Source organism: Cuniculiplasma divulgatum (assembly GCF_900083515.1).
Classification (GTDB): domain Archaea; phylum Thermoplasmatota; class Thermoplasmata; order Thermoplasmatales; family Thermoplasmataceae; genus Cuniculiplasma; species Cuniculiplasma divulgatum.
Map to the genome: position 1 here is coordinate 446007 of NZ_LT671858.1, position 13272 is coordinate 459278.

At 36.1% G+C, this 13272-nt stretch carries 11 protein-coding genes; 5 read left to right on the plus strand and 6 right to left on the minus strand.

The features are described from left to right. Positions 1–60 precede the first annotated feature (60 nt). A complete protein-coding gene (locus CSP5_RS02250) occupies positions 61–1254 on the minus strand; it encodes an acyl-CoA dehydrogenase family protein (protein ID WP_148689564.1) in 1194 nt (397 codons plus the stop codon). 40 nt (positions 1255–1294) lie between these two features. Then, positions 1295–2233, minus strand: coding sequence for a 4-demethylwyosine synthase TYW1 (gene twy1, locus CSP5_RS02255; RefSeq protein WP_148690258.1), 939 nt, complete (start codon positions 2231–2233; stop codon positions 1295–1297). 130 nt (positions 2234–2363) lie between these two features. Between twy1 and CSP5_RS02260 the strand changes: the two genes are divergently transcribed. Next, entirely contained in the window at positions 2364–2912 is a 549-nt protein-coding gene (locus tag CSP5_RS02260) for an inorganic diphosphatase (protein WP_077075933.1), read from the plus strand. 80 nt (positions 2913–2992) lie between these two features. Here the strand turns inward: CSP5_RS02260 and CSP5_RS02265 are convergent, their stop codons facing one another. Continuing rightward, positions 2993–5881: a hypothetical protein gene (locus CSP5_RS02265; protein ID WP_148689565.1), complete on the minus strand. Its 2889-nt coding sequence runs from the start codon at positions 5879–5881 to the stop codon at positions 2993–2995. Between the two features lie 192 nt (positions 5882–6073). Between CSP5_RS02265 and CSP5_RS02270 the strand changes: the two genes are divergently transcribed. Next, entirely contained in the window at positions 6074–6421 is a 348-nt protein-coding gene (locus tag CSP5_RS02270) for a DsrE family protein (RefSeq protein WP_148689566.1), read from the plus strand. A 7-nt stretch (positions 6422–6428) separates the two neighbouring features. Then, a complete protein-coding gene (locus CSP5_RS02275) occupies positions 6429–7226 on the plus strand; it encodes a sulfite exporter TauE/SafE family protein (protein WP_148689567.1) in 798 nt (265 codons plus the stop codon). A 59-nt stretch (positions 7227–7285) separates the two neighbouring features. On the opposite strand, the gene CSP5_RS02280 is transcribed toward CSP5_RS02275, so the two are convergent. The 3 genes from CSP5_RS02280 to CSP5_RS02295 all read right to left on the minus strand — a co-directional run bounded on the left by CSP5_RS02280 (position 7286) and on the right by CSP5_RS02295 (position 11943). Continuing rightward, the gene (locus CSP5_RS02280) at positions 7286–10165 is read right to left on the minus strand and encodes a hypothetical protein (RefSeq protein WP_148689568.1); all 2880 of its coding nucleotides are present in this window, start codon (positions 10163–10165) and stop codon (positions 7286–7288) included. A 602-nt stretch (positions 10166–10767) separates the two neighbouring features. Next, positions 10768–10929: a preprotein translocase subunit Sec61beta gene (locus tag CSP5_RS02290; protein WP_021789969.1), complete on the minus strand. Its 162-nt coding sequence runs from the start codon at positions 10927–10929 to the stop codon at positions 10768–10770. Positions 10930–10965: 36 nt separating this feature from the next. Next, positions 10966–11943: a diphosphomevalonate/mevalonate 3,5-bisphosphate decarboxylase family protein gene (locus CSP5_RS02295; protein WP_148689569.1), complete on the minus strand. Its 978-nt coding sequence runs from the start codon at positions 11941–11943 to the stop codon at positions 10966–10968. A 103-nt stretch (positions 11944–12046) separates the two neighbouring features. On the opposite strand from CSP5_RS02295, the gene CSP5_RS02300 reads away from it, so the two are divergent. Both CSP5_RS02300 and CSP5_RS02305 read left to right on the plus strand, forming a co-directional pair. Beyond that, the gene (locus CSP5_RS02300) at positions 12047–12394 is read left to right on the plus strand and encodes a hypothetical protein (protein WP_021789967.1); all 348 of its coding nucleotides are present in this window, start codon (positions 12047–12049) and stop codon (positions 12392–12394) included. 1 nt (position 12395) lies between these two features. Continuing rightward, positions 12396–13211, plus strand: coding sequence for an ABC transporter substrate-binding protein (locus CSP5_RS02305; RefSeq protein ID WP_021789966.1), 816 nt, complete (start codon positions 12396–12398; stop codon positions 13209–13211). Positions 13212–13272: the final 61 nt, after the last annotated feature.

Here is a 13272-nt window from a genome sequence, read left to right on the forward strand (position 1 = left end):
CGTTATTATAGAACATGAAAATTTATTGTAGGAATAAGGTTTTTAAAAAAATTCTTTGATTTAGATAAACTCTTTTCCTATAGATTCTCTCGCTATTATCTGTTTCATTATTTCCCTGGAACCTTCTGCAAGCTGGAAAGATCTGATACCTCTCAGTGAATACTCTTCAGGGCAGTCTGTTGAATACCCAAAGGCTCCCTGCCATTGTAACGCATCATTTACAGCATCAAATCCCCAGGTTGTTGAGAGTAACTTTGCCTTGGCAATTTCCTTACTTACCTGAAATCTTGTAAATTTGTGATATTTCTGTTCCTGATCATAAACCCACAATGCCCTGTATCCCATATCAAGTGCTGTTTCCATTTTAGCCACATTGTCTGCAACCTGAAACTGTAATCCCTGAAACTTTGTGAGAGATTTTCCAAAAGCTACCCTCTGTTTCATGTAATCTATACCACGATTTATAGACTCAAGGGCAGTACCAGCACTTATTACTGAAATTAGGGCTCTCGCAAATTCAAATCCTTCATGAATAATCTTGAAACCTTCGTTCTCCTTTCCAATGAGATAGTGTTCAGGCACTTCATAGTCTTTTATTCTGAATGCTCCCCAGCTTGATCCTTCTCTGCCCATTTCCTCCAGATAGGTTATATCAAAATGCTCCTGAGAATAAGGTAGGAATATGAGGGAAGTTCCAGAGGTTCCCGGTTTTTCTGGCGCTGTTTTTGTTACTGTTACATAACCGCCTCCCATTTCCTTTATATCTCTTACCAGGCTTATGTAACTTTTTTCACCGTTAACCACATACCCTCTGCTATTTTTTTTCGCCACAGTGGTCATGGATGCTACGTCAGATCCAAAATTCGGTTCTGTTGAAGCAATTCCTATTATCTTCCTGCCCTTGGCAACATCGGGTAAATATTCATTCTTTAACTTTTCGCTTCCATATTTTGAAATAAGATATGACCACGCATTATCCACAAGGAAAAATACTGGTATTGAAACAGTAGGATCCGATCTTCCAATTTCTTCCGCAACTATACCTACTGTTACAGCATCATAACCTGGACCACCATATTTTTCAGGGATTGTCATTCCAAGTATTCCAAGCTCACCCATTCCTTTTATGATTTCAGAAGGAATCCTTCTGTTCTTTATCATTTCCTTAATTCTTGGCTTGATCTCCCGGTTGCAGAATTCTCTGACTGTTGTCCTTAAGAGTTCCTGCTCCTCTGTAAAAGTGTAATCTAACATCCATAGCATATACTTTTATGGAATAAAAATAAGTATGTGTTTATATGCTTTCAAAATTTATCTTTGATTTTGAGGGGTCTTTTGCCAGCAGTGATACTCTGCTTTCCTTCCTTTCTGCAGTTACTTCATAGCCAACCTTTTCACCAAGTTTAACAGTAAAATCCATAATATCATTATGTGAGGGCATGTTGTCGATTGACAGCCTTGCTATGGATTGCCCAACATGAACATATCCCTTAGATTCTATGAAATCAGGTTGCGCAATACTATCCATCTTTGCATATTCATCAATGAATGGCATGTTGAAGTCCTTGACCAGTGTGTGTCTTATTACCTTTCTTGTGTCGAGTGAAGGCATGAGTTCAAGAGTCTTCTGGAAATTTTCCCATGCATTTCCCATTGCTGGATTAAGCAGTTCGTTAAACGTCTTCTTGTCTGGTCCAGCTGTTGTTACATACAGTTGAGTAGGCAATGGATTAAGTTTCTCCAGAACCATTGGAAGTGTTCCATTGGTCACGAGGAATGTTGACATGCCCCTCTTATGGGCCAGTTCTATAAATTCGCCCAGTCTTGTATACAAAGTAGGTTCTCCAGTAAGTGATATGGCGATGTGTTTTGGATTTGATGCTTCTTTCCACTTTTCTTCTGTAACCTTAGGATTACCCTTGAATCCTGAAATCAATTTTAGATGTGCCTTTATGCTCTCATTCAGTATAAACTCAGGATCGTCCTCATCACCTATATGCATGCTGTCAAACCCATTGAATCTCCAGCAAAATGAGCAATTTTCGGTACATGAATTGAGAGCCGGAGTCATCTGAATGCATTGATGTGAGTTAATTCCATAAAACGTTCCCTTATAACAGGATGCACCTCCAGTCATCTCGCTTTTTGTCCAGTGGCACACCTTAACTGCTGAATGTTTCCCTACCAGACCGTAATGCTGCTTCTTGTATACCTGGGCGTATTTATTCTCCATCACATTGAAGAAAAGGTAATCCGTGTATATAAGTGTTCATAGACAATTCACCATATTACTCTCAAACACTGTTTGTATATATCATTTGAATTGGATGATAGAATTAATAATAATGGTGCAATCATTAACTATGGCAAATAACAGTTTATGGATTACCACATCTCCCGGTGATGATGCTCCGGAAGAGTTTTATGCTGTAATAGAAACACCGAAGGGAAGCAGGAATAAGTACGAGGTCAATAAAGAGGGTCCTGGAATTATGCTTGACAGGGTTCTTCACTCTTCAGTTATGTATCCTGCAGATTATGGCTTCGTTCCAAGAACATACTACGATGACGGTGATCCTATAGATGTAATTGTTCTTACCAGTTTTCCATTATACCCTGGTACAATTGTGAAGGTAAGGCCAGTTGGTGTAATGCACATGATTGATGGTGGTGACAGAGATGATAAGATTATTGGAGTAGCATCAAAAGATCCATCTTACAGCAATATAAAGGATATCAAAGATGTCAATCCGCACCTGCTTAAAGAGATAAAGAATTTCTTTGAAACCTACAAGATTTTGGAGGGAAAAAAGACCAGTGTATCTGATTACGGTGACGCAGCGGAGGCAAAGAAGCAGATCGAGAATTCAATGAAAAGTTTTGAAGATAAGTTCCATAACGAATTCGATTAAAATTGTCCTGCTTCTAAGGAATCAACAAATTAAAATCATTTTATTGTAAAAAATTAATTTAGATTACATTCTTTAGTACTTCAAATTGAATTCACTCTGAATCCTAAATCATTACAGGAAAAGGAACTCAACTTCAGATCGTGATTGCTATTATTTATCTTTTCTTCATCTTTATGATCTATGAATTTAAACTCCCCATTTACATTAAACCTTTCCGGAGTTCCCTTAACATCTTCAAGGATGTTATAAAAACTCTTTCCAAGGATTTCTGCAAAGTGAGATTCGATGGTGTAACTAAAATTTAAAAGGTTAAGGCCAGTTACTGTGAATGTGTTATTATTACAGATATAGGAATGCATGATCTCAAGATCTTTGAAATTATTATACTTTTCACACATGGATAAGTAGGAACTACCCGTATTACTCTCGGATGTAGGAATTCCTTTCATTATTTTCATACCAAATATGCCTGTATTTACGGATGTTCCGTTTGAATTTAAAGACAAACTTAATGGTAATTTTCCCACAGCCATTTCTCCTCTCTTTGAACCAGACGAGAAGAACATGCCATCTCCAAGCACAAATCTGCTGTCACGTGTAAACTGATTTGAACCAGAAGAAATAATTGCTCCATATTCACTTATATTTCTGGATAAGATCCTTTGACATTGATGTGAAATAATTTGATTATTAACATACTTGATTGAATATATAAATGTTTGATTCATAGCTTTTAGAAGACATGGCTGCGATGCATAATATGGTGTAATCATAGAGTCGTAACTGCTGTTTAGGCTCTTCATAACCAGATTCTTAGAAATCTCCTGAATATAATTATCAAAGCCTCCTGAGGTAGTGAATCCCCAGCCATAATTATCGTATCTTGATGGCGTTCCATTAACATTAACCTCCTCTACAGATAAATAATAGTTTCCAGCAAAAAGACAGTACCCATCGTTCAGATTAGATTTGTCTGAGAACTTTATATGATAATATCCGGTTCTATTTATCTTGATAGTCCTGGACGTTTTGAAAAATTCATTTCCTTCTCCTGTGTTGTAGAGAGAAACTTTAGCATAAGCACTGGAATTATTAGGTGAACTAAACATCCCATCATTTGTTAAATTAAAAAAATAGAGGGAAATGCAGTTAAACCTTTCAATATGTTTCAAACTGATACACTGTATCCCCTGATCTGAAATGTCACTGGAATCTTTGACTTCATTGCTTGAGTTTACAAAGGTAATGGAAAGAGAATTACAGCCATCATGAATTGATATTACTCCATTTACAGTATCTGGAACATACTTACCATGATTAGGTATATAAACGGAATACTGAAAATCACATAAATCGTGTATACTTAAAGAGGTGCTATCAATATTATAGCTGTTTTCCCCAATGCATATCTTCCACTCTGGGGTTGAGTGGGTTTTGTACATCAGTCCTTTCTCAGTAATATGCAGTGAAGACGACCCACACGTTGGATTATAACCAATAATAAAGTAATATGGTTCTGAAAGTGACTTCAGATTATCCTTTGTAATATTAAAGCAATTGTATTCATGGGGCAATGAACTGTTATCTTTAACGTAGGAGATATTACATTTAATCTGTGCACTGAAGGCGTAAGCAGTGCCAATTCCATCTGAGCAGGGTTGATTACTGGCAGATGCAAGAAATTCATTGGGACCATAACCATAACCCATCTTATTGTTGCTGTATCGAATACCAAAGTTGTTGTTCTGCTTACCTGATGATCCTGAACTCTCATTCACAGATTCCCAGAAATTTAAGTAATATGTTCTTATGTAGGGGTGCTGGGTACCCAGGAGTATACAGTTATCAAAGTTCACTTTTTCCATAATATCACCCTTTGTATAGGAAGTGTTGTTTGTATTTCTCTTCAAATTTATGACTTTTCCAGATCCTGTTAAGGCTGATCCCCACATGGTTTTTCCAACATTTAGGTACAATGATGATTTTCCCTGCATAAACTGATTTCCATATTCTAGGTTAGGTTCCAGAATAAATTCAACATAGTTCACAGACTCATAGGAGGAGCTAATAGTAAATTGCTGGGAGGCAAGTCTGTAATAATTTGTATTCCCTATTTTCAGCACATTAGCGCTATCACCAAGCCAGTCTCCCAGGCAATTTGTACTATCATATGATCGGTTCAGGTTTGTGTTATAATTATAGTCAGGGCTAACATGATTAAAATTAATAGATGCCAAATCAGACGTTTCGCCGAAATTACCGGAAATGACCGTTTGATTTATATTACATGTAAAAACAATGGGAATAGAAACTGAAGAAGTGTTTACAAGAACAATTCCCCTTGCTGGATCAGGTTTGAAACTTTTACTGTTAGAGCTAACACTGAAAGTATATTCCCCTCTGGGAAGGCAAAAACTTAGAATTCCTGAAGTCGAAGCAGTTGCTGGACTGGAGGACTTGGAAATACCGTTCACCTTTACGTTCCAGTACCTGCCAGTTTTTAACCCACTTTCCATAAATTCGAGTTCATAATCGTCTATCTCTGAAATCTTCATGTTATTCATAATGTTATTTGAACTGGTGTTCGCGCATGAAGCAACGGAGTCAATTTTTCTATCTACCTGTTTGGTATAGTTCATTTCGAGAGAATATGATAGAGAAGCATTGAAATTACTTGAATAATAAATATTGGTACTTTCTGCTGGAATGAAAGGGGGTGTACCACTTATACCGAGAGGTACATTCTCTGAAACCGAGTCTCCCGGCTTGAGGTTTTGGTTTAACATCTTTGACTCCATGGAAATCAGGGATGATTGCGTTTCCATCTGAAAATTTATTTCATTACTTGTGCTGGTGCTTGGAACATACCATAAAATAAAGCTAGTCAGAAGAACGCTTACAATGGCAAATAAAAGAAGTGCACCTATAATTTCACTCACAGCCTTTTCTTCAGTTATAGGAGTTTTCATAAACAGGTCATGGTATCATTAATAAAACAGCACTTTTAATGTACAAAAATTGCACACTGCGAGAAAGAAAAACTCTGTTCGTCATTGCTACTGAAACTCTGTTTACTGTAGTGCAATCATAAATCTATGAAAAATTCATAAAAATTAAATTATAGATAGAAATATGACATAAAATAAGAGATGATAATAGTTATGACAAAAATTCTCGTTATGCTTACAACAGGTAAGGAAAATATAAACACAGAAATGGTTGCATTTAATTTTGCCGTAAATGCAGTTAAAAATGCGAATTCAACAGTGGAATTTCTATTTCTAGGAAGAGGGGTACAGGCAGTGAATAAAAAACAAAAAAGTGCTCCGCAGTTCAGAGAACAGATAGATAATCTAAGGAAAGCATCCATACCTGTTAAGGTCTGTAAGGTCAGCCTTCAAGGAGAAGGATTGTCAGATGAAGATATATTCGAAAATCTAGATTCAGTCTTTGGTGCTGTTGAAGTGGATAATAGAATAAAGGAAGGATATTCAGTAATAACATTCTAGATGCATTATGTTTGAAATAAATGAAGTTCAGATATTTCTATCCATAATATCTGGTATTCTTGTAGGTTTTTCCCTTGGATTAATCGGAGGCGGAGGATCAATACTTGCCATTCCATTGCTCATATATTTTGTGGGTTTTGATCATCCACATATTGTAATCGGAACAACAGCACTTGCAGTTGGTGTTAATGCATATTTAAATTTAATACCACATACACTTAAGAAACATGTTGATTACAAGATAGGACTTGAATTCACAATCCCTGGAATTGCAGGTGTCCTGATCGGATCGGAGTTAGGTCTATTAACACCAGGCAATGATCTTCTGTTCTTCTTCAGTTTTCTGATGATAGGAATAGCAGTATATATGTTAAAGAGAAAATGCATAGATCTGTCAGAAATGCAAAGAAAAGTGTCTAATTCATCAAGATCACTGGCAATACTCATTCTTGCTGGACTCATTGTTGGATTCGCATCCGGATACTTTGGAATAGGTGGCGGTTTCCTAATAGTTCCAGGATTGCTGTTCGGTGGTGGTCTTAATATATTACAGGCAGTGGGCACATCACTCATGGCAGTTGGAACATTTGGTGTGATAACCGCAGCAAGATATGCCATAAGCGGTGATCTTGATATAACAATATCAGCACTGTTTATTGTGGGAGGAATCTTTGGTGGATGGTTTGGTGCAAGACTTGCTGGAAAAGTACCAAAGAGAAGACTCACACAGATATTTGCAGTAATTGTGATTATTGTTGCGTTCTATATAATGTATCAGAACTATTCTGTGATACTACATATATAACGTTAAACATATTAAAATTAAAAAAAATTAATTATCTATATTTATGTATCATCCTAGATTCAGACTGAATCAACAGTGTAATCTACACTTTTTATGTTTGCTGAATATAGCGATACATATTTGTCAATCATCGAAACTATCTCTGTGTTCTTAGAAAGCCTGAAGTCAAAGCGGTGGAACAGGTTAAAATTACTATAAGACCCTGAACCCAGTAGTTCTGTGAACATAGTATTGGCCCAGTAGGAAGCATAGGTTGAGTGGATTATATAGCTGTAATTGTACAGACAAATGCTGTTAACTTTTCCCAGTTTGTTGTTAAAGGTATAAGAGTTCCCAGTAGTGTAATTTACGAGCGTAGATTTTGACATTATCATTGATACTATGGTGCTTCCTACACCACTTACTGACGTAGAAACCCCTTTAGACATGGACATATTATACGCAATAGAGCTTAATGAGATCCCTTTGGACGAATCAACTATCCTAATTGGTAATGGATTAACGGTAACATATGTTACCCCTTTCCCAGCCGTTAGTACGATCCCATCCTGGAGGACTTGTGTTTCAGTAATAGTGAATTGGGTAACTCCCTTAGAATTTAGAGAACCAACAATGTGAAAATCTCCCGTAACTTGATAAGGAACTATCTCTCTAGATACCGTAACGTTATAATAGCCTACCCCAAATATGAAAGATTGATTAGATACATCACAGGTATTAGGAGAATTTGATCCATATGAAGTTAAAACTGAATTTTTTGAAATATTCAGTGCAGATGTCATACTATCTGATTCAACTCTTTGAAGATAATTGCTATACCCTCCAGTCATTGCAAAACCCCATCCGACTTCTCCAGAAAATGAGATCTGACCAGCTGAGTTGACATCCCTAACGGTTATATTATACGTCCCTTTTCCAAATTTAATTGGTTTATGCCCATCAATTGAACTGGTTAGAAAAATCTGCTCCCACCCTGTCTGTAGAATTTTTTTATCTACAGTTACAATGGCTTCGCCTGTCTTATTGTATATCTCAAGACTTATGTAATTCGTAGGTGTATTCCCAGATTCATACCCAGGTGGTATTGTAAAGTTGTAAAGATATAGTGTAACAAAGTTAATTTTTGCAGATTTGGCTAGAGTGAATTGCTGTGTACCGCTATCTGATATTGCCCAGAAATTTGGCAGAGAACCTACAGGCGCAAAAAATGATACATTTAAATACGTTATAGTTTTTGTACTGACTATAGAAATAAAGCCATCTTCTGGATTGGATATATTTTTCTCAAAATTAGGCACGGTATAATTATACTGTATATATGGTAAACCAGTTATGTTAATCCAGTGAGTTTGACTTGTATAGCACTTTGTGCCTAAATAAAATCTCCAACTCTTTTGACTATGAGCCAAATAGGTTGTGTTAATACCACTTTCATGTATAATCAAAGCACCGTTGTTTGTTGTCTTAGGTACATTATACCCTAAGAGGAAATAATAACTACTGTAACTTTCAATTGATTGTTCAGAAGAAAGATGAAAGTATGTGGATCCAGAGCTAAAAAAGTTGCCACCACTACAAAAAGCATCAACCGTTGCTTCATAGTAATACGAGACCCCGGTATTTACAGAAATACTTGGATTTGTAATTGTGCCAATAAATTCATTTGGACCATAACCATATCCTTTTAATTTGTTTTGAAATATGAGTGAACCATCACCAGTGCTAGTTTTGTTATTTTTGCTTTCATTAACAGCTTCAAAGAAATTTAAATAGTATGTTGTAGTTTTTCCCGTTGGATTTAATACAGGACCTGAATTTGGAAAAGATAAATTTTCTAGAATATTAGAAGAAGTAAAAGATTCTGTTCTTCTACCGCTAGGTTCGACCAAGATGGATGTATTTCCATTTTCCACTCCTTTTCCAAAAGGTGAGTGACTTATAGAAACCAACACACCTGCGTTCCCCTGATATTCTTGCTCATAATAAACTATATTTGGCTCCAGGTAGAATTTAACGTAACTGATTGGTGTATCAGTCTGATATACAAAAAATTGCTGAGAAGCCAGCGGGTAATAATTAACTTTTGTTCCATAGAAATGATGCGCTGAATTATTTAGCCAGTAATTTGGGTAGGTTATATCACATACGTTAGGTTGTGTTACAACACCTACAAAGTTGGCCGTGTTTATTGCATTTGCATCTTTTGTTGGCCCGTAAGCCGCGGCCACAATACTCATACCAACTGAATTTATCTCACTAGTGAATTGGACAGGAACTGTAACTCCCTGATTTGTGATTTTAACCGTACCACCGGCAGGGCTCGCTCTGTCTGTTTCATTATTTGTAGATATGGTGTAACTATAAGTTCCTCTTGAAAGGCTGAATGAAATTATATCCGCATAATGCGAGGAAACTGGGCTACCCGATTCCTGAACTCCCCCCAAAGTAACTGTCCAGTAATAACCAGGTGGAAGACCAGTCTCTTGAAAATTTACAGAATATTTGAATTGAGAAGACACATAGTTGTTGTCCAGTATATTGCTTACACTCGCATTGGCACAAGCAGCCATAGAAACAGTTTTCTTTGTAACTATATTCGTGTAATTGACATTCATTCCATAGGATAAATTTGCATTAAAGTTATTTGAATAGTAGAGGTTAGTGCTTTGGGATGGTGTGAAAGGCGGCGTTCCACTGATACCCAACGAAAAGCTCTGTGAAATTCCACTTCCCGGAGTAACTGATGGATTGATCATCTTCGAATCCAGCGATGAGAAAGCATTCTGTGTAGAACTTTGATATGACAAATCATTGTTTGTGCCTGTGCTCGGAACATACCATAAAATAAAACTCGTTAATAGCACAGACGCTATGGCAAATAGCAAAATGGCCCCAATTATTTCGCTCACTGCTTTATCTTCCTTTATCACTGGCTTCATATAGAATAATCATAATTCATCTGGTTTAAAAAACATTTGCATTATCAATTGAAATTAATTTTTTTAATCTTATTAGGGGCAAATTAGTAAAAGTAACATAACTGGTGTATTCTAACCAGTGTTCTTTCAGTCAAAAGTTCTAAACCATTAAGTTCAGCAAACAACAAATACTCCAGTCTGTACATCTAATCGTCTAACATTGTTTTTTATTTATCTTCTCTGAAATGAAGTAAGATTTATACCTTTGAAATAATGGGTGTTTCACGTTAAGCGAAGAAAAATTTAAGGAACTGACACCCTCATCAAGACTCATATTAATAACCTTGAAGAGTATAAAAATTGCAGATGTAAAGACACTTATGAAAGAAACAGGGCTCTCAAAAAGGGCTTTAATGGGTTCACTGAAACACTTACGTGAGGAATCACTGATCAGTGTTAAAACATGTCTAAGTGATACCAGAAGGAGATTTTACTGTTTTATACAGGATGATTAGTCACTCATTGTATAATAATTATAACATATTCAAATAGAACAAACCACTTTTTATTAAAAATCCCATTGATATGAAAGTCGGATTATAACATTAGGTAATAAAATTATTTTAAATTGGCCAGAAAACTTTTGCCAGTTCGACAACAACAGCCATTGCTATCCCAATGTAAATAACAAGTTTTGGATCCAGAGCCGGTCCCGTAATTTCTTCTTCATCGAAATATCTTATTAAACCTGCTCCTGATTGGAAACCATCCTTCTTTTCCGCCATTCAAAATCCTAATACAATTAAGCTTTTTATTCTTTCCTATTCTGTCTTAAGATTTGAATCACCCGTTTGAATGACTCTAGCTCCTCCCGCAACTTTCAAAAGGTAAATTTCTCTTGAATGTTCCAGGGCAACATTTCTTACCCTTTCCACATTTTTTTCCTCTGTTACAAGAAATACACTATTTCCCCCAGTCACTATGTAGGTAAGCCATATCTTCTTTCTAATTTCATGAATTTCTTCCATCAGTACTTTCATTTCCTCAGTCACAATTTTAACATCAACAAGGCTATTAAGATAATGGTAATCGTCCGTATCTCTCATGGCAAGTTCGAATATATCCTTTATTTGGTTCTTTCTTGCAAGCTCCTTTAATGTGATCACATTTTGATCTGCATTCATGATTCTTTTTTTGTAATATTCTGACTTCGGCTGATTGAAATGTATATCGTCTGAAGGCTTTCTTTTATGAGGAAATACAACGCTTAAAATTCTATAATTCTCGAATTTACTTTCATCAAGAATTTGCCTTGTTAGTGGTTTTTCTATCCCTTCTGTAACTGTCAAACCACCATAAAAACTTCTTCCGGCACTCTCAGAAACTTTCCTCATATTCAATTCCAGATCATTTTTATCAACATCGGGAAGAAGCCATGATATACATTTCCCAAGTGCGGCTGCCCCTGCATCCGAGCTACCACTTATTATATTTCTGTTTACAGAGTTGAAATATATGTGGCCAGAATACTTTCTATTGATCTGTTCTTTGTAAAGATCGATTAATTTAAAGGGAGATCTAGTATCTTTTGCATCCAAAGTCTCACCATTGAGTGTATTTTCCATTTTTTTATCGGTTATGGTTAGAGTTGTTTCTGCTACTGACTCCCTATCAGCAAGTGAATAGCAAATTCCAGCAGAATTATGATATGGAAGTCTCAATGCAGGATCGGAAAGTCCTCCCAGTAAGACTATACCCATGGTTGGGTGGGCTGATGCCTTAACCTTAATAGAATTCATTAATTTAAGATTTAAATGAATATTATTAAATTATTCATTCTTCTACCTTGAATTGTATTTCATAGCTACTTATGATTTTTATATATAGATTATATCTACAATCATGACGGAAACAAAAATCATATTTATAATCAGCAGTGGTCTGGAGCAGAAAGAGAAGGCATTAACTGGACTGAGAATGGCAATAAACATGAAGCAAAAGAATCGTGTGTCTGACGTCAGGGTTCTTTTCTTTGGTCCCTCACAGGAAATGATTGCCAAGGGAGATGAAATGATTGATGGGATGCTAAAAGAGGCAACAGATGCTGGTATCTATAAAACAGCATGCGTGTTCATTGCCGACAATAAGAAGATTTCAGAACCACTAAAATCAAAGAACATAAATCTTGAACCTGCTGGAGAAGTACTGGCAAAGGCCCTTCAGGAAGGATACGTTCCAATAACATTCTAAAATGACAAAGCTCAGGGACTTTACCTTAAGGGATGTTGATGTTCCAGATAAGATCAACAGTATAATCTCGCTCAATCCCTCTATTACTGAAACACTTTGCCTTATAGGTCTCGAAAACAAACTTAAGGGAGTAAGTGCATTCTGCAGGAGGCCAGAATCTGTTGAAAAAATCAAAAAAATTGGTAGTTACAGTACATATAATGAAAATATAGTAAACGAAATAAATCCTGACATTATTTTCACAATATCAGGATATCAGGAAAATCTTACAAAAGAATTAATGAAAAAATATCAGGTTTTTCAGTTTGAGCTACCCTCAACACCCTATGGAATACTGGATATGATAAGCAGGGTTGGAGTTGTAACGGGAAAAATAAGTAATGCCCAAAATCTTGCCAGAGAACTTCAAAAATATTTCGTTCCTTATGACTCAAATAAGAGGGCATATCTGGAGATAGATCTTGGAGGACCTGTCTCATTCGGGTCTTTAAGTTATATTACATCAACCTTAAATTTACATGGTATTTCAACACCTTTTGACAACAACTTAAAGGAATGGCTTGAACCAGATTATGAGCAGGTCAGAAAATTCGACCCAGAACTCATGATATTTGAAGGAAAGATGTACAGGGGAACCAGTGTAGAAGAGACCATAAAACGTCTTAAGGATACACCGCTGAGTAACACATCTGCATTCAGAAAAAACAATATATTCTGTACCCCAGGAAAACTTGATTTTTTTGCACACCACGGACCTTCATTTTTCACTTCTGTTATTCCATGGTTAAGGCATATATTAGAACATGAAATAAACTAGTATATTGAAATGATTCATTATCCATATCATTTGGTTTTAGACAATATCGAGAAGATCTGTT